13 protein-coding genes and 5 pseudogenes are annotated in these 17,026 nt (G+C 56.0%); 8 read left to right on the top strand and 10 right to left on the bottom strand.

From position 1 onward, the window contains the following. Positions 1-194: 194 nt before the first annotated feature. From NKH89_RS35285 to NKH89_RS35985, 3 genes and pseudogenes are all read right to left on the bottom strand, one after another. A complete protein-coding gene (locus NKH89_RS35285) occupies positions 195-1,079 on the bottom strand; it encodes a MurR/RpiR family transcriptional regulator (protein WP_352911924.1) in 885 nt (294 codons plus the stop codon). Between the two features lie 509 nt (positions 1,080-1,588). Then, complete coding sequence (locus tag NKH89_RS35990) at positions 1,589-2,641, bottom strand: KamA family radical SAM protein (protein ID WP_502896998.1); 1,053 nt, start codon at positions 2,639-2,641, stop codon at positions 1,589-1,591. Positions 2,642-2,875: 234 nt separating this feature from the next. Continuing rightward, positions 2,876-4,279, bottom strand: a pseudogene (locus NKH89_RS35985) (condensation domain-containing protein); the annotation flags it as partial. Positions 4,280-4,699: 420 nt separating this feature from the next. Here NKH89_RS35985 and NKH89_RS35275 point away from each other — a divergent pair. The 3 genes from NKH89_RS35275 to ectB all read left to right on the top strand — a co-directional run bounded on the left by NKH89_RS35275 (position 4,700) and on the right by ectB (position 8,102). Continuing rightward, positions 4,700-5,938 carry an ATP-grasp domain-containing protein gene (locus NKH89_RS35275; protein WP_352911921.1) on the top strand — a complete coding sequence of 413 codons (1,239 nt, stop codon included), beginning with the start codon at positions 4,700-4,702 and terminating at the stop codon, positions 5,936-5,938. 89 nt (positions 5,939-6,027) lie between these two features. Next, on the top strand, positions 6,028-6,261 hold the full coding sequence (locus NKH89_RS35270) for a DUF6429 family protein (RefSeq protein WP_352911919.1): 234 nt from the start codon (positions 6,028-6,030) through the stop codon (positions 6,259-6,261). Between the two features lie 578 nt (positions 6,262-6,839). After that, complete coding sequence (gene ectB, locus NKH89_RS35265; RefSeq protein WP_352911935.1) at positions 6,840-8,102, top strand: diaminobutyrate--2-oxoglutarate transaminase; 1,263 nt, start codon at positions 6,840-6,842, stop codon at positions 8,100-8,102. Positions 8,103-8,111: 9 nt separating this feature from the next. Here the strand turns inward: ectB and NKH89_RS35260 are convergent, their stop codons facing one another. Continuing rightward, positions 8,112-8,564: an IS66 family transposase gene (locus tag NKH89_RS35260; RefSeq protein ID WP_502896996.1), complete on the bottom strand. Its 453-nt coding sequence runs from the start codon at positions 8,562-8,564 to the stop codon at positions 8,112-8,114. Positions 8,565-8,694: 130 nt separating this feature from the next. Continuing rightward, a pseudogene (locus NKH89_RS35255) lies at positions 8,695-9,405 on the bottom strand (IS5 family transposase). A 236-nt stretch (positions 9,406-9,641) separates the two neighbouring features. Here NKH89_RS35255 and NKH89_RS35250 point away from each other — a divergent pair. Both NKH89_RS35250 and NKH89_RS35245 read left to right on the top strand, forming a co-directional pair. Further along, the gene (locus NKH89_RS35250) at positions 9,642-10,148 is read left to right on the top strand and encodes a reverse transcriptase domain-containing protein (protein WP_352911916.1); all 507 of its coding nucleotides are present in this window, start codon (positions 9,642-9,644) and stop codon (positions 10,146-10,148) included. Between the two features lie 352 nt (positions 10,149-10,500). Then, positions 10,501-11,256, top strand: coding sequence for an autoinducer binding domain-containing protein (locus tag NKH89_RS35245; RefSeq protein WP_352911930.1), 756 nt, complete (start codon positions 10,501-10,503; stop codon positions 11,254-11,256). Positions 11,257-11,936: 680 nt separating this feature from the next. Here the strand turns inward: NKH89_RS35245 and NKH89_RS35980 are convergent. Together NKH89_RS35980 and NKH89_RS35235 are read right to left on the bottom strand one after the other, a co-directional pair. Beyond that, positions 11,937-12,196: pseudogene (locus NKH89_RS35980) on the bottom strand (transposase); the annotation flags it as partial. 50 nt (positions 12,197-12,246) lie between these two features. Next, positions 12,247-12,915 (bottom strand): annotated as a pseudogene (locus tag NKH89_RS35235) (transposase); the annotation flags it as partial. Between the two features lie 205 nt (positions 12,916-13,120). Here NKH89_RS35235 and NKH89_RS35975 point away from each other — a divergent pair. Further along, complete coding sequence (locus NKH89_RS35975; protein WP_502896995.1) at positions 13,121-13,714, top strand: transposase; 594 nt, start codon at positions 13,121-13,123, stop codon at positions 13,712-13,714. 7 nt (positions 13,715-13,721) lie between these two features. Continuing rightward, a complete protein-coding gene (locus tag NKH89_RS35970) occupies positions 13,722-14,219 on the top strand; it encodes a transposase (protein ID WP_502896994.1) in 498 nt (165 codons plus the stop codon). Between the two features lie 115 nt (positions 14,220-14,334). On the opposite strand, the gene NKH89_RS35225 is transcribed toward NKH89_RS35970, so the two are convergent. The 3 genes and pseudogenes from NKH89_RS35225 to NKH89_RS35215 all read right to left on the bottom strand — a co-directional run bounded on the left by NKH89_RS35225 (position 14,335) and on the right by NKH89_RS35215 (position 16,130). Next, positions 14,335-15,096, bottom strand: coding sequence for a CmcI family methyltransferase (locus NKH89_RS35225; protein WP_352911911.1), 762 nt, complete (start codon positions 15,094-15,096; stop codon positions 14,335-14,337). Beyond that, positions 15,093-15,511 (bottom strand): annotated as a pseudogene (locus tag NKH89_RS35220) (transposase). Before NKH89_RS35220 ends, NKH89_RS35225 begins: the two are co-directional and overlap by 4 nt. A gap of 19 nt (positions 15,512-15,530) precedes the next feature. Continuing rightward, a complete protein-coding gene (locus NKH89_RS35215; RefSeq protein WP_352911908.1) occupies positions 15,531-16,130 on the bottom strand; it encodes a hypothetical protein in 600 nt (199 codons plus the stop codon). A gap of 271 nt (positions 16,131-16,401) precedes the next feature. Between NKH89_RS35215 and NKH89_RS35210 the strand changes: the two genes are divergently transcribed. After that, positions 16,402-16,878: an Lrp/AsnC family transcriptional regulator gene (locus NKH89_RS35210; RefSeq protein WP_352911927.1), complete on the top strand. Its 477-nt coding sequence runs from the start codon at positions 16,402-16,404 to the stop codon at positions 16,876-16,878. Positions 16,879-17,026: the final 148 nt, after the last annotated feature.

The following is a 17,026-nucleotide window of genomic DNA, read 5'->3' as shown; positions in this document are numbered from 1 at the left end:
TTTTTGCCATCTCTCGTTTGACTGCGGCCAGACGAGCCTGAAACTCGGCAACCTCGAAATGCAGTTCTTTCATCATGTCGATCTTCCTTTGAAAAGTTATCGGTAAGCGGCGTAATTGATTTTGACCTCAGCAAGTGCACTAAGGGCGCGTGACCGCGTCGCCTTCCTTTACAAACGCGTTTCTACATACTTGGTCATGGCCATCTCTTTGGAATGCGGGGTTTCAAATGGATGTTGAGGGCTGCGAGTTGTTCATCGAAGCGTTTGATGGTTTCCAGCAGGTCGTCACCGCCATGACCTGCGATCAGAGATCCTAGAACCTCGGCAATTGCAAACGCAGGGGTCATCGTCTGAATGAACGATGGACTGTTGGTCGAAACCACGACAGTGGTTTCTGCAATCAGCGCCAAGGGGGAGACCTCGCTGTCGGTTATAGCAATAACTGAGATTCCCCTAGATTTCACGAACTCCGCTAATTCAATGGTCGCCCTGGTGTATGAGTGGAAACTCGCGACAAGTAGGACATCATCCTTGCAAGCGCTTCCGATAGCGTCGCTCCCGGTGCCCGCAATCCCATCGAGAAGCACCGATTTCTCGTCGACGAACCTAAGAATATGTTGCAGCTGCCAAACTATAGAGTGACTTGAGCGCAGTCCAAGACAGTATATCCTACGAGCCTTGGCAAGTGACTCTGCCACTGTCACTACTCGGTCGAGGGATTGAGGCTCCGCAAGCTCTGCGATCTGCCTTGCGAATGAATTAAGCATTTTTGCAGCAAGCGCGTGATCGCCCTTCAGCTTTTGGCTTACTACCTGCTCTCCTGCCCTTACAGCAGCACCTGCACCGCGCAAGGTTTGGGCGTACATGTTGCGGATGTCGTCGAACCCCCGCAGGCCCAGATGCTTGGCAAGACGCGTCATTGTTGCAGGTTGGACGCCGGCCTGACGAGCCTGTTCACGCATCGAAAGAAGAGCGACATCACATGGCCGGTCGAGCACGAAGCGTGCAGCGTTTTGCACCTGCTTCGACATGCCGTCGAAAGCCTTGATGATTATTTGCCTCAGCGGTCCTTGGTCCATAGCCGTGTCTGCCTGGATGTCTTGAAACTGTGGAATTGCCGTGCACGCCTCCATTGGACACAATTCAGTACGCGATTGCCTCGCACTGGTGTCCCGAGCGAATGGGCTGGGCGAAGGCAATGAGCCTCTGCCGCTTCCGCATCATTTGAACCACTGCTGCGGGCCAATGAAGCGATCCCCCTTTGATCTGAACCCAACATTGGTCGCACGCGACCGGATAGCCTTTTTGCACGACGCAGATAGCGGCCACCCTCACGCTTTCGGGCCGAGCACGCCGCATTTCTGGCGCTCGCGGTCCAGCGTGGCAGCAGTCGGTGGAATCGCGCCAAGCCATGCCGCTGCCGCTGTTCGCCCGCTACAGTCATCGTCCCATCAACAGCATCGGCGGCATGCAGCATCCCCACGAGCGAGAAATTCGTTGCCACCCCTGGCGGCGCTGCGACATGGAAAAGGCGGCGCCTTTGTGCTCCACTCGTTCGGTTTGGCAATCATCATTGCGCTTTCCGATCTCATCCGTCAGGCAAATCGTCCAACCAGCATGCGCCCTCGACGTGCGGCCGGGAGAATATCTTTCCAACTTTTCTCGGAGTCTGGTTTTGATGATATCGCATATATATGCGCCCATCGGCCCCAAGGTCGAGGATCTCGATCTTTCCTGTGTAATGGGACATGATGTATTTGAATGTCTTTTGGATGCCGCTGAGACGTTGGTTGATGCCGTGCGCAATCTCCAGTCCTCGGCGCAGCGGGACTTGAAAATGTGATGCGCCTTTCACCGGCCTGCCTTGAAAGAGATAATAGGGGCGAACACCCATTTGGTGACACTTGGCGAAGGTCGCCGCCAAGATCTTGGAATCATCGTTGACTTTCGCGAGAAGCACGGACTGATTGAGGAACTGCACGCCCTGAGCGTGCAAGGAGCGAATGTTGCGCTCCGCATCGACTGAGATTTCACCGATGTGGTCGAAATGTGTGACGATCACTGAGGCTTTGCCCGCTTCATGGATCCGTTGGAACAAAGCTGGCAAAGCGGGATCCTCGAACCGCTTTGGCTCGTAGGCGACTATTTTTGTGCCGAATCGAATCGAATCCAAATGGGGGATCGGCAGCAGATGACTAACAATTTTGTCGAGCTTGGCAGTACTGAGCACGAAAGGATCGCCTCCCGATAACAACACGTTCGTCATCTCAGGATGATCCGAAATATATTGCGCGATCTTGGCGAAATTAGTTATGATTTCGTCAGAGTCCTTGCCAACAATCCGTTTGCGAAAGCAATAACGACAATATGAAGCACAGCGGTCGGTTACCAGCATCAACCCGGTCTGGGCGTACTTGTGCTGAAGTCCGGGCACGACCGTATTGTCATGCTCGCCGCTCGTATCCAGATCGCCAGGACTCTCGAATTCTTTGAATGAGGGCTCGACAACATGCTTAAGCTGTTCGTAGTAACCACTTTTGGTGACCTGCTCACGATAGAATTTTGTGACATGATAACGCGTGATGCTGTTGGCTTGCAGCTCACCCTCGGTAATGACACGCGTCCCCTCGATGAAATTCATAAGTGCGGAGCGGGGCCGCAGGTCCGAGTTTCTGAGCGGCGATTGAGGCGAGCATATGCTGGGGAGCGCTGACGTCGCCCCGACGTGCTGCTCGCGACTACTCAGGCTCTGCTCCTCGACGACCGCGATCGCCTCTGGATCCCGCTCCACCTGCGCCTCAAATAGCTCGTGCATGCAGCGGTCCTGCCGATAGGCGACGTCTATCGAGCCGGACCTCACCAGAAGACGACGACGTTCCTCCCGTAACTGGAGCGGCGCCGACCAGGCCCTCTGCTTGGGGTCAGCTACCATCTGGCTCAGCGCCTGCTGCAAATGCCTCGCAAACCGCTCTACCGTGCTACGCTCAAATAGCGACGTTGCGTAGATCAACCTCCCACGAATCGCCTCGCCGCGCTCAATAAGATTAAGCATAAGTTCACGTTGCGCGACGCGATCGTCAACGCGGAGGTGCTCAAGTGCGAACCCCGGCAGATCGGCCGACTCGGCGCCATTGTCTTGCGATGTAAGTATGACGTGGACGATCGATGTGAGCGCTATACGCGGGTTAACGAGGTCCAACACTTGCTCAAACGGCAGGTCTTGGTTCGCCTGTGCCCCAAGCGCAGCGGCATACACTCGCTCCAGCAGTGTCGCCAGCGTTGGATCGCCCGACAGATCGATCCTCAACGCTAGGGTATTAGCAAATAAGCCAATCAGCCCATCGATCTCGGAGCGCGTGCGGTTGGCGCTGTGAGTACCGATCACCAACTCATCCTGACCCGACAATCGCGCCAGCACCAGCGCCCAGCCCGCAAGCAGGCTCGCGAACAGCGATGTCCCATGGCGCCGGCTCAGGGCCTTGATCTGCGCGGTCAGCGCCTCGTCCAGCACGAAGTCGACGTAACTGCCGCTGTGGCCTTGCTGCGCTGGACGCGGGTGGTCCGTCGGCAGTTTGAGCACTGCTGGCGCGCCCTTCAGCGTCCGGAGCCAGTATTCCGCCTGACGCTCCAGGAAGTCGCCCGCCAGCCAACGGCGCTGCCATAGGGCGTAGTCGGCATACTGTACCGGCAACGGGGAAAGCCGATCTGCGCGCCCTTCCCGCACAGCAGCGTAGAGCTCGCTAAGTTCGCGGCCAAGGATCTTCCGTGACCAGTCGTCCGAGATCATGTTGTGCATTGTGATCAGCAGCACATGATCGTCCACCGCCAGTCGCACCAGCCGTCCGCGTATCAGCGGCCCGCCTTCTAGGTTGAGCGCCGCCTGCGCTTCATGGAGTATCAGATCCGCCAGCGCCGTCTCCTCATCCGCTGCAGTTGTCAGATCGTCTCGTTTCAGCGCTAGGCCAACGTGCGCCGGCCCGATCCGCTGGAACGGCTCGCCGTCCTCCACCTCGAAGGTGGTGCGCAGCAACTCATGACGCGCAACCAACCGATTCAAGGCCGAATAAAGGGCCGCCTTGTACATCCCGCCGCAAAGCCGAAACCCCTTCTGGATGTGACAGGCATCGCTGCTGCCCGATAGCCGTGATCGGAGCCAAAGCCCCTGCTGGGAGAGTGAAAGCGGTACCCGCGACGGTCGCGGCAGAGCTTCAATTGGCGGCACCGCACTCAACAGTGCAGCGCCTATAGCATTGAATTGAACAGTTCGAGCACGTTTCATATGGGTCCTCTGGGCCAGAGACTGCGAGACCGCTCGGTCGTATCAGATCCTTCGCTGCGTTCCTTGCAATCGGCGTGCCACTGAAGAGCGCGTGCGAGGAAGGACCGAAAACCATGTGTTTTGCGCTGCCACGGCGGAATACTTGCGCCTAGTGTGTGTCAGAGTCCGGACACTTATGTCTTTAACCGGACATTGCTGAATACAGCACTATGTGCTTTGAACTTAGTCGATGCGCCGCCTGCTGCACCTCCGGTATTGTCAATGTTGTCGCATTTCTTAAACTATAATTTGCAAAAACTTTGCGGCCGCAGACCCCTGTCACTGGTATCTTTACCGCGAATGCGTGACTGCAGCCAAAGCTAAAGGCTGACGCGGCTTCGCGCTCGTATGGCCGCAGGGCCTAAACAGAGGTCGACACCAATGGCAAGAAGAGCGCTCATCTTGGTTGAAGGTCACAGGAGTATTGGTCCGCTATACGTGAATGCGGCCCGGCGTCTTGGCCTGCATCCGATTACCCTGTCGGCTGACCCCGCTCGCTACGACTATCTTGTTGCGGCGGAAAGCCTGGAGGCCGTCCGTGTTGATACAGGCGATCTCGACGCGCTGATCCGCGAATGTTCCAGGCTGCGTGCATCGTATGACATTGCTGGCATTGTTGGCCTTTCGGGAGACGACGAGTCTATCTATGCGACAGCTGCTAAGCTCTGCCAGTACTTCGATGTACCAGGCCCTAATCCGGCGTCTATTGAACGATGCTGTGACAAGTTCAGTCAACGTCGCCTACTCGAGGAGGCGGGCGTTCCAATACCTGCTTATCGCTTGGCAGCGAATGCGGCGGACGTAGAAAACTCTGCCGCCGAGATCGGCCTACCGGTGATTGTTAAGCCAGCCGCAGGCACCGGTAGCGGCGGTGTCCGATTGTGCCGCAACATGGATGAGTTAGCCGAACATACGATCTATTTGTTGGGCGAGAAGGACCTATGGCGGTCCTCGCCGAGGTTACTGATCGAAGAATTCGCACATGGCCAGCAGTATAGCGTTAACACAATGGGAAATGAGGTCATTGCAGTCGGCGAAGTCGAATTCTACGGCCCTCCAAATTTTGTCGTTTGTAACAGCATGTATCCAGCTATACTAGATGATTATAAGTATAGAATTATCGAAGATGCTTCACTGAGTTGTTTGGACTCTCTCGATCTCGGCTGGGGACCAGCGAACATTGAACTCCGGTGGACGAAGCGTGGTCCAGTAATCATCGAAGTCAATCCGCGTCTTCCGGGTTGGACGACTCCTCAATTGATTGAGCTGGCTTACGGCGTTGATCCCATTGCCGAGCACCTCAACCTTGCCATGGGCCAGGAATGGGATTTTCGCAGAAGGCATTCGCACACAGCGGCCGCGCGGTTTCTCGTTCCTGAGCGGGATGGCGTACTCGATTGGATCGAGGGCGACAGTCTGGCCGCTTCCATACCAGGTGTCGCCGAGATAAGGTTGTATGCTGAATCCAAGTCGCCGATCGTCAGGAAAGGCGACTTCCGAGACACTATTGGACATGTCATCGCCGTCGGAGCCAGCCGTGCTGAGACCGAGGCGATACTGCTGCGTGCCATTGGCTTAATCGGTTGGTCGATCACACCCTTTCCGACACTTGGGGAATAGAAGCAATCTGCCGCAGCACCTTCTGGCCATCAGGGTAGCCACACGGTGTGGGCCGCGGCAGAGGCACTTTCGCGTGATAGACTGCTTGCATGGAGATCGACACCGACAAAATCGACGATGCCGTTCTTGGCCTGCTTTGGCTGACGCTGCATGACGAGGGGCGCGCCTGGAAGGGGCTGGATTGGGATGCTCTGGATCGCTTGCACCAGAAGGTGCTGATCGCGAATCCAGTAAGCAAGGCGAAGTCAGTGGCTGTGACAGATGAAGGCCTGCGGCGTGTAGAGGAACTGTTCCGAACCCTGTTCACGCGGCCGGCGCCATGAGCGCTCCACGCCAAGAGGCGCAGTGCCCATAGGCAAGGCCGCGATGGCTATGGTCTCGGGAGATTTCCAGCCGCAGGTTTGGGCGGAGCATCACCGGTAGCCCTGCGCTCGTTGACGATTTGCCGAAGGTTGTCGATGCCATCTTGGTGAAGACGACGATAGTTTCGCTGAATTCGGTTGCGGGATAGCCGTCGTCAGGCAACCGTCTTCCGAGAACATCTCGATCGAGCAATCGCGCAAAAAGTCTTCGTTCTCTTGGAGCATCGCCGCCGAGGGGTACCCCATCCGCTAAGGCCTGCAAAGTCGATGTATGTGCTTCGAGCGCAGCGGCGCGCCTAGGTCGGAATTGCGGAGAACCACGGAGAGCTACTAGTGTTAGTAGGTTCATTCTGTCGGGTTGCCAGGTAGGTTAGGAAAGGCATTCTAGAAGTACAAATCGCGCAACATAAGGTCCATCGAGATGCGGCACGTTCCGGTTATGGCCATGTCTCGCAACCTGTAACGAGCACGCTTGTTCCTTGAACTATTTACTTACGAAGGAGATGATCATGGGTGGAGCGATTGGCGGGTCGCGCAATATGCAGGCTTTCGAAGCCTTGGAATCAAACGTCCGGTTATATTCACGCTCCTTTCCGAGTGTTTTCAGTCGAGCGCGCGGCTCTATTATGTTAACTGAGGACGGTCGAAAGGTCATTGATTTCCTCTCTGGTGCCGGAGCCCTGAATTACGGCCACAACAATCATGAGATCAAAGCGGCCCTGACGGAGTACCTGGCGTCGGATGCTGTAGTCCACGCGCTTGACATGGCCACTCCTGCAAAACTCGAATTCATGGAGACCTTCAGCTCTGTCATACTTCGGGAAAGGGGGCTGAAATACCGGTTCCAATTTACGGGGCCGACAGGTGCCAATGCTATTGAGGCAGCCTTAAAGCTCTCACGCAAGGTCACGGGCCGTCAAAATATAATTTCGTTCACGCATGGATATCATGGTCTGAGTTTGGGAGCAGTTGCTGCGACGGGCAACCGATTCCATCGCGAGGCCAGCGGAGTTTCTCTGTCTAGCGTGACTTTTATGCCCTATGATGGCTATCTTGGACCAGCCCTTGATACGGCTGACTACCTTCGAAAGGTATTGCTGGACAAGAGCAGTGGTATTGATTCTCCGGCGGCCATTCTCGTCGAATCTGTGCAGGGCCAAGGGGGTATAAACGTAGCTCGCAAGGAGTGGTTGCAATCAGTTCAATCCACCGCACAAAATACTGGTGCACTTTTCATAGTTGATGATGTCCAAATGGGTTGTGGTCGAACAGGCGACTTCTTTAGCTTCGAGTTTGCGGGGTTGTCGCCTGATATCGTGGTGTTATCGAAATCACTGAGTGGGTATGGTCTGCCGTTATCCGTATTGTTGATCAAAGAGGAAGTCGACGTATGGCAGCCAGGAGAACACACGGGCACGTTTCGAGGAAATAACCTCGCGCTTGTATCTGCAACCGCAGCCATAAATATCTATTGGCGGGACCAGGCTTTTTCACAGGGTATTCAGCACCTTGGAGAACTTGTACGGCACCGCCTTGAGGCCATTTCACTCAAGCACGGAAACAGCTTTGCTGTACGAGGGCGGGGCATGGCGTTGGGATTTGATTGTCAAATGGCCGAAGTCGCGGAGGCTACAACACGGACGGCATTTGAGAAGGGATTGATCATCGAACGATGTGGCCCAGTTGATCAGGTCATAAAATTCTTACCTGCGCTTTCGATCGACTCTGAGACACTAAGTCAAGGCCTTGACATATTCGAGGAGTCTTTGGTCGAAACGTTGAAACAGACCGGCCCACTTTAGGGAAACGCTTTATTTCGGGTTGCCTTCTGTGGTTGCCGTCCGTTGTGCAAGGAGTTTCTGACTCTCTGAACGTGTGATCGAGTGCGGTCTTCTGTCAGGCCGGGTTCGTAGGCGTGGGCCGTCGCAGCAGGCTGGCTTGCGGGTTGGTTCGTCTCGATGACGAAACGCGACGCTGGAAATGATGATGAGGCTCTTCTGCAACATCTCAAAACGCAGCTGGCGTCCGTCAAACCCGCCTCTAAGGCTGGCCACAACGGATGAGAGCGGCGCCCAGTTTTCGGCCCCGACCTCATGGCCAGCAAAGAGAGCATTTTTTCTGGTCAAGCATAGTGGTCGGATGGCCTTTTCGACTCGGTTGGTGTTGAGCTCGAGCCGGCCGTCACCGAGGAAGCGAGTGAGCCCTTCCCAATGGGCAAGACCATAGCGGATGTCTTCAGCCAGCTTTGAGTCCGAGGAGATCATCGACAATTGCTTTTCAAACCACGGCGACGTGGCGGCGATGATCGGGTGGAGTACTGCTGTCGGGCGGCGAGCCGAGCTTGTAGCGTCATGCCGCGCACCGTCGCCTCGACGGCGTAGTGCGTGTTGAGAATCAGCGAGAGTTGATGACGGATGCGCAAAGATAAATCATTGCGCTGAAGTTTCGATCTGTCTTTTCGCTGCGCATGGCGATGCCTTTGAAGGCTCTGAGCTTTGCGAAGAAGTTCTCGACGAGATGGCGCCATTTGTAGATTCGTCATCGATTTGGATTGGCCGCTTGCGTTTGGGACGTTGAGCGATGACGATCTTTGCATCTCGTTCGTTCAGCTCTTCGATGATCCAGTTGGCGTCGAAAGCTTTGTCGGCGATGAGCCCATCGAATTCGACGCCTTCGATCAAAGCCGCGACGCCTATCGTGTCGTAGCGATGGCCGGGTAGCAGGATGAAGCGCACGAGGTTGCCGAGCGCGTCGTTAGGACGAGGATTTTGGTTGTCCAACCGCCCTTTGACTTGCCGATCGCCTGATTTTGAGTCCCCCTTTAGTGCCGTGTCCATGACGATGGACCGGAACGATGGTGGCATCGATCATGGCGTATTCCATATCCGGGTCATCCGAAACCGCCTCGAATATACGTTCGAACACGCGCCGCTTTGACCAATAATCGAACCGTTTGAAGATTGCATTCCAGTCGCCGAACACTCTGGAAGATCCCGCCAAGGGCTATTCGTTGCGTGCCTTCCAGAGCACCGCTTCCAGAAACAGGCGATTGTTCTTGCCGCTGCGTCCGGCATCCGTCGCCTTGCCCAGGCAATACGGCGCCATCTTCTCCCACTGCTCATCCGTCAGCTAAGGGAGCAGAAATGGGCGGGTGGGAAGTCGTAGCGCCTTCATAGTAGCGGTGAAGACGGGGAACTGCGCTCACCGGGACCCGACGGATGCGAAGGGAGGCGTCATGTGTAGAGAACCGTTGACCTGAAACATGGGAAGGGGCTCTGAACCCCACAGACCTGTCTACGAACCGACAACGGATAGCCGAACTGGCGAGGACGAAACGGGGTGTGGCGCTGTGCTCGCTCCACCATGTCATCGATCTGGACCGGATGAAGGAGGCCTACCGGCTGACCCGCAAGGATGGTGCCCTTGGCATCGACGGCGTCACGGCGGCGGACTATAAGGTGAACCTGGAGACCAAACTTCTGGACCTCCTGGAGCGCATCAAGTCCGGCCGATATCGTGCGCCGCCGGTCCGGCGGGCCTATATACCCAAGGCGAATGGGTCGCAAAGGATGCTCGGCATTCCGACCTTCGAGGACAAGGTGGCGCAACGCGCCATTACGATGGTGCTGGAGACCGTCTATGAGGAGGATTTCTACCCCTGCTCATATGGGTTCCGACCGGGCCGCTCGGCCCATCAGGCGCTCCGGAATATGCAGAACGTGCTGTGGGCAAAGCGGCTCTATTGGGTGATCGATCTCGACATACAGAAGTACTTGACTCGATTCCGCACTCTCACCTCCGGGCGTTCCTCGACCAGCGAGTCACGGACGGCCTCATCCGACGAATGATCGATAAATGGCTGAACGCAGGAGCCGTCGAAGACGGTCTTCTGCGCCGAACGGCCGAAGGATCCCCGCAAGGAGGCGTGGTCTCGCCCTGCCTCTCGAACATCTTCCTGCGCTACGTGCAATTTAACATAAAATAACTTTATGCCGCGCGAGGATTGAGTAGAGGTTTTGGCGGTGGCCGTCTGCCGAAGACGGTGCCTTAAACCCGGCAGCTTTGTGACCAGTGAACGCACCAGGCGCAAGTGGCTGCAGAGCGCAGATCCTGGAAAACCCGCGAATGACTGCAGTCTCTCAACTTCGAAAGCTGTCAATTGGAGTTTCCGACCGATGTTCTTTGGTCCCCTCGCCGGATATGCGAACGGTGACCAAGGAGGCATTTGCGATTAAGTTCGGCCGATTTCTCGACCAGGCTGATGGTGTTTCTCAACCCAAGAAGTTGTTCGACCTAGTATGTGCTTTTGCCCTGAATTTTGATTGCCAGTGGATCGCATATGGCTCTCTTACTTCCGACCAGAAATGTTTGAAGCCGGTCCGACGCGGTCCTGCGGTCATGCTGAATTATCCTGACGAATGGCAGCAGCGCTATTTTGAGATGGGCTACGACAAGCTAGACCCTATCATTAAGACGAGTCGAAAGCGGGCAGGAGCCTTTCGTTGGAGCGAGGTGTACAACGACGCAAGCACGACTGAAGACGAACGACGCGTTTTCGACGAGGCTGCGACCTTCGGCTTAAGGTCGGGCATTAGCATTCCATTGCATCGCCCCGATGGCAGCTTTGCAGTTGTGAGCTTTGCGCAGGTCTGGGGCCACGAATTCCAAAATATAACCATCACATACTTGGAGCTTGTCGCCTTGCACTTCCATCTAAGAGTCGCAGAGTTCGCGAATTCGAGTGGCACCGAAGAGCCTCCTAGTCTCTCTCAAAGAGAAAAGGAGTGTATTTCGTGGGTGGCGCGAGGAAAATCGTCGTGGGAGATAGGAAAAATTCTAGAAATATCCGATAATACTGTCAATTTCCATATAAAAAACGTGATGAGAAAATTTGATGTTTCTAGCAGAACGGCCGCCGCTATCAAAGCTGCCAAGGTCGGTATCATAGAGTTGTAAATATAGTGTCTGAAATTATTTTCAGACAAAAACCCATCAGAGGTCGATTATAGCTGAAAACTGTGGACTATTACGACAAATTATAGCATCCGCGCGCTAAGGGGGACTGCGAGAAGGTACATGCTCACGCGATGGGCGTCCGACTGCATTAAGAAAGTGGCTCCAACGGGTATTGTCCCCTGTGATATATCGAACCTTTCATGTGAGCACGCAGGAGGACACCTCGACGTTTCGCTGACCGGTAGCGCGCTGATGTTCTGCCTGGACTAATGACGGCGATCCCTTCGGATTTGGTTGTTGAGATTGATACGGTTTGCCGATTTCGGCATCGCGACGGCGGTTTGCGCCGTCTTCACCGTTGTGCTGGCGCAGTTCACCCCAGATGCCATACGAAGCGGGTGAGATTGTAGCGAGATTCGTCTGCCGATCTTGGTCCTGGCCCGCGCGGTGCCGATCGTGCCCGGGATTTCTGCTGCGCGAAGACGTGCTCGACAAAGATACGGATTTTGGAGGGTCGGCCGTTGGTCCGCGACGTCGCTTCGCTCATCTGCCGACCCTTCGATTTTTGTGGTGGATATCAGAGACGGAGCCGTTCTTCTCCAGCCACTCCCTCGTTCTTTTTCGAGCGATAGGCCGTGTCGGCCCAGACTGTCGAACCGGTGTTGCCGCGATTGAGCACAAGCGTCCGGCCCCCTGTCTCCGAGCCCCAGTCCGAGGAAGCGCATGAAGGATAGTCGGTCCTGGATCAGGAACTCGGCCTGGTCGTCAGACGGGCCGTAGAGCGCCTGCAGAACCATGATCTTGAACATCATCACCGGATCGTAAGGCGGCCGGTCGCGCCATCGGAGCGCTTCAGCGCCTTGCCAAGGGGCTTGCGGAAAATCTCCCACGACACCACCGCATTCAGCTTCTCCAGCAGATCCGCACTCTTCTCAGTCATGAGCACGCGTCGCTTGGCCTCCACCGCCCGAAGTTTGAGCAGCAGTTCGAGTCCCACTCACGGCAGATCTGGGCCTTGAGATGGCTCGACAAAGCACGGCCATCGCCGGTACGAAGCTCTTCCAATCGCTGGCTGCGATCACGGCGCAGTGGCTCGAAGCCGGTGATGCCCTGATTGAAGGGCAACCCCTTGATGCGGTTGATGTGCTGGACCCGCTCCGAGATCAGCACCTTGCGTTCACGGCAAATCCGACGTCGATCCTCTTCCTCTGGTGTCGGCACCTTGAGCATCGAGCAGACGCGTGGCTCACCGCGTGGGCCAGCAGCGCCCGCACCAACGTCTCACCATCGATTCGGTCGGTCTTTGCCCGGCGACGCCGGCATGACACGGCGATCGAGGCGGCATCAACGACATGACTTTCAATCCAGGCTTTCTGGCGAAGTACCCGATCAATCCAGAAGCCATCGAGCCCGCTTCCTGGATTACCACCAGTGGATAGCGCTTGCCCATGCGTGCCTGCGCCTTCTTACGCAACTCGCCAAAGCACGCAAACAGCCCGGCAATGTCGCCGCCAACGACCGGTATACCGTGACATCTTCTCGCCACCGCCCGGCGACAAGGATGTGATCAGCGAGGTCGATTTGCTCAATTCCAAATGAGATGAAAATGGCACCAAGATCGACGCGGATAGCGGCGGGCGCTTGGAGTTGGTTAGGCATGATAAGCCTGATTGTCTCCCACAGAGTTGTGCAGCAACCTCACTCTGTCACAGCGCAGGCTGCTATCGCCATAGAATCTTGAAGCCATGAACCGCTGGTCGTCATCCTCACTGGCCCGGGGACTGCGCCTGGGTTCTTCGATGTCGATGATCGGCTTCGGCGGTTGAGCGACCTTGGCGATCAGCTCGAAGCCTATGGGCGGGTTGTGGACTTCGAGGCGTTCCGGGCGAGATCTGGAAAGGGCGCTTGCCTACACGAGCGGGCCGCACGGTGGACGCCCGCCTTACGACCGGTCATGATGCTGAAGGTGCTGGTCATCCAGACTGTCAACAACCTGTCGGACGAACGCACCGAGTTCCTGATCAATGACCGGCTGTCCTTCATGCGGTTCCTTGGGCTGGGGCTTTCGGACCGGGTTCCCGATGCGCGCACGATCTGGCTGTTTCGGGAAAGGCTGACGAGGACCGGAGCGATCAAAGCCTTGTTTGAACGCTCCAATGCGATGCTGCGCGAGGCCGGCTACATTGCCATGTCGGGCCAGATCGTGGATTCGAGCCTTATCGCCGCGCCGAAGCAGAGGAACACGAAGGAGGAGAAGGACGACATCAAGGCCGGCCGCATTCCGCAAGATTGGCAGGACAAGCCGGCGAAACTACGCCAGAAAGATCGCGACGCGCGCTGGACGGTCAAGTTCACCAAGGCCAAGCCGCGGCGGACGGCACTATGCCACCAGTCGATATCGCCATTCCCGCTTTCCGCTATCAGAACCACATCTCGATCGACGCCAAGCATGGCCTGATCCGCAAATGGCTGGCGACGGATGCGCGGCTTACGAGGGAGCCAGGCTGCGGGAGGGGTTGCTCGACAGATCCAACACCTCCAGGAGCGTCTGGGCCGGCGCCGCTTACAGATCGAACGCCAACGAGGCATTCATGGAGAAACAGGGCTTCATCAGCCGGGTCCATCGCAAGAAGCCGAAGGGCAGACCGATGCCCGAATCCACTCGGCGCGCCAACAACATCAAGTCGAGAGTTCGCGCTCGCGTCGAACATGTTTTCGCCGAGCAGAAGAGCCGCATGGGGCTGTTCATCCGAACAATCGGCATCGCACGCGGCACGACGAAGATCGGCATGGCCAGCATCCTCTACAACATGAAGCGCCTGCCTGATCTATCTGGACCGCATTGCTGGCGCATGAACTACCGCCGGAAAGGCCAACGACTGGGCGGCGCGAGCCAGCAATCGCTGGCGAACGACGTACTAACGCGCCGAAAGGCGCCAGTCATACTTCAGTCAGCACGTTGATCGATGCGTCCAGCTTTACACGCCAGTAAAGACAGCCGCGCACGAGCCAAAGCCAACGCCCTGCGGCGCAAAATAAAGGGCATGATCTCGAAAGCCGGCAAGCTATCGGTCAGCCTTATGACTTTCGAAGCCATGCATTTGGAGCGCAAGTTAAATTGGTCCCAAACGCGTCCGTGTAATAAGTGTCAATTAAAAATCCAGATTGCTCGACCGACTGCAATCCATCCACAATCTCTTTATCTGCACGCATCGGATCATCCTCAATGACATAGTAATCTCCAGATACAAGGAAGCGGCTCAAATAAGAAAATATGTGAAATATCTGTATGTGCGCATCGTCGACAACAAGCCAAGGATGAGGCAAACTCTTCAAAAAATCTTCGTCGAAATTGGCAATGTCTGAAAGATCGACCTTATGAAATTTAAGCATTGGATGATTTGCATCTGGGTGGACGCATTCAGTGTTAATATCGAAGGAATGAACTTCACCTTTGTTATCGCATAGCACAGACATTTGATCTGCAAACCACAATCCGCTGCCACCCTGAAGAGAACCAAGCTCCAGAATCGTCCGCGGCTGAAGTTCCCAAATAAGCCTCGTATACAAATGTAGATCAAAAGGGGTCTTGATATTGAGTAAGCCTCTGTATGTTTGCGCCAATGCCCCAACTTTTGTGTATTGGTTAGGAAAAAGCTTTGCGTGAAAAGACGAGTTCCATCCTCGCGCCGATGGCTTTGCAAAGCGGTCGGAACACTCAGCATTCACAGCGCTGCTTATTGCGATTATCCAATCAAGATTTCCACCCGGCTTCGTTTGATCGGGGTAGCTCTTGTGGGCGACTTCCAAAAAAGCCTTATGTCCGGAAGCGAGTTTCATAGGTCCATCTCCATACCGCGTCTGTTATTGTCGTTTAGGGGGCAGCTCGAATGGCCTCCCCTACAACCAATCAAACCACGGCCTTCCTCCCTTGGGGAGCCACCGAATCCAGTAGGGCTAAAGCGCGTAAGGGGCGTCGTTGTAGCACCGCCGCTGTCCGCAGCCGCGAAGCAGATGGTCCGCCGTTCGTCGCAAGCCGTCGCAGTTGTGGCTGTACCAATAGCGCACAGCAGCTTTCGCAGACCGCGCTCGCCCATCTTGGTTGTCCGGCCCAGCCGCTCCTTGCCCCCGCTGGAGTGCCTGGGGGGGTAAGTCCCAGCCACGTGGCGAAGTCACGTCCTCGCCGGAAAGTCGAAGCTGCGGGCGCCAGCCACCAATGCCGTGGCGACGACCGGCCGATCCCGGGTATTGTCATCAGGCGCTTGGCGAGGGAGTCAGTCTTGGCCTGATGGCGATCTCACGATCCAGCAGCAGCATCCTTGCCTGGATCGCTGGAGGCTGTCGGCGACCACCGCCAGCACCGGGCGCGCCTCGGCCGGCAGCTCAGACGAGGGATCAGCCACCAGGTCGATGAGCTTGCTGACGTGTCCAGAACCTTGCCGCACGACGCTTCCGATCACATCGCTGTTGAACTGGATGCCCATTATTACACAGCGCGAGCGCATCGACACCTTGTTGAAGGATTGCCGAATGCCTCGATCAAAGACAGCCGAGAGCTTGTTAACTGGGCACGGCTCGTCAAATCGGAAGCAGAACTTGTATACAGGCGCGAGGCGGGCCGCATTGTCAGCAACACGATGCGGGACGCCATATGTCGTATCCGGCCCGGAACGGCCCAGCATGAAAGTTGTTTTACTCGCCCCCGCTGGATGGTCATATTCCGGCTGGCCAGCTCCGGTGAAGGCCGCTTGCCAAGTTGCGTTAAGGTCAACGAGTCGGATGCCCAACGTCCCGGAAGCAGTTGCGCCGGCAGGCTGATAGGTATGTTGGCGGCTGTGATGAACGGGGGCGAGCGGTCTGCGGATCGAAGTCATCGAGTTTGGCCCTGATTCCAGCGTCGTTGTGGAGGCGTCGCGCGCAAACGAGACGAGAATCTTAGTCAGTACCCTCTATCGATCGCCCTGGTCATTGGTCGCGATTAAGCCCCTACCGACCATGCGTAATGGGTTTGTTAAACGCCGGGTTTGATACTGCGTGCGGATATCGAAGTGGGAAGTTTGCTGGACCAAGGGCTGAGGGGCTTGGTCGTCCGTTCATGACGCGATATCAAAACGAGTTCATAAAGGCAGGAGAGTCTCAAGCATGATGTCGTACGATCAGGTTGACGCCCGCATTCTTGAAATCGTCCAAAGGAACAATCGCCTCACCACTGAAGCTATCGGTGAGATGGCTGGTCTGTCGGCCACCGCCTGCCAAAGAAGGCTAAAAAGGCTCCGGGCCGAAGGCATCATTGAAGCCGACGTTTCAATTGTCTCGGCAAAGGCGGTAGGCAGACCGATTCAGATGCTGGTATTTGTAACCCTTGAACGTGAGCGAGCGGATATCATCGACCGGTTTAAGAAGTCGATCAAGTCCTCCATCGAAGTAGTGAATGGGTATTATGTGACCGGCGAGGCCGACTTCGTCCTCTATGTCACTACTCAAACCATGGCAGACTATGAGCAATTCACGAGGAAGTTTTTCTATGGAAATCCTGATATCAAGGCGGTGAAAACGATGGTGATCATTGACCGAGTGAAGACTGGTTTTGCTATACCCATCGAGGCCCCATCTGACATATAACCTCAGCAGAGCGTTGAACGGAAAACGAAGATGCCCCTGGACGTTCTAGCACTACTTTGGCAGATTTTTAGTTCCGGGAGCGTTTCGAGGATTCCCAAGAGCGGTTTTGCGTGATTCATGAGAGGTCGGCTGTTGGAGGGGCCGGCCA

This window comes from Mesorhizobium sp. M0923 (genome assembly GCF_040319365.1).
Taxonomy (GTDB): Bacteria; Pseudomonadota; Alphaproteobacteria; order Rhizobiales; family Rhizobiaceae; genus Mesorhizobium.
Note: the sequence above shows the minus strand (reverse complement) of the source record. Positions and strands in the feature narration are given on the sequence as shown.

What these genes read in the sequence shown, in the direction of transcription:
- NKH89_RS35285 (WP_352911924.1), bottom strand. Translation starts at nt 1,079, where the DNA reads ATGGACCAAGGACCGCTGAGGCAAATAATCATCAAGGCTTTCGACGGC.
- NKH89_RS35215 (WP_352911908.1), bottom strand. Translation starts at nt 16,130, where the DNA reads ATGACTTCGATCCGCAGACCGCTCGCCCCCGTTCATCACAGCCGCCAA.
- NKH89_RS35275 (WP_352911921.1), top strand. Translation starts at nt 4,700, where the DNA reads ATGGCAAGAAGAGCGCTCATCTTGGTTGAAGGTCACAGGAGTATTGGT.
- NKH89_RS35245 (WP_352911930.1), top strand. Translation starts at nt 10,501, where the DNA reads ATGCGAACGGTGACCAAGGAGGCATTTGCGATTAAGTTCGGCCGATTT.
- NKH89_RS35260 (WP_502896996.1), bottom strand. Translation starts at nt 8,564, where the DNA reads ATGATCTCCTCGGACTCAAAGCTGGCTGAAGACATCCGCTATGGTCTT.
- NKH89_RS35225 (WP_352911911.1), bottom strand. Translation starts at nt 15,096, where the DNA reads ATGAAACTCGCTTCCGGACATAAGGCTTTTTTGGAAGTCGCCCACAAG.
- NKH89_RS35970 (WP_502896994.1), top strand. Translation starts at nt 13,722, where the DNA reads ATGGCTGGCGACGGATGCGCGGCTTACGAGGGAGCCAGGCTGCGGGAG.
- ectB (WP_352911935.1), top strand. Translation starts at nt 6,840, where the DNA reads ATGCAGGCTTTCGAAGCCTTGGAATCAAACGTCCGGTTATATTCACGC.
- NKH89_RS35990 (WP_502896998.1), bottom strand. Translation starts at nt 2,641, where the DNA reads ATGAATTTCATCGAGGGGACGCGTGTCATTACCGAGGGTGAGCTGCAA.
- NKH89_RS35210 (WP_352911927.1), top strand. Translation starts at nt 16,402, where the DNA reads ATGTCGTACGATCAGGTTGACGCCCGCATTCTTGAAATCGTCCAAAGG.
- NKH89_RS35270 (WP_352911919.1), top strand. Translation starts at nt 6,028, where the DNA reads ATGGAGATCGACACCGACAAAATCGACGATGCCGTTCTTGGCCTGCTT.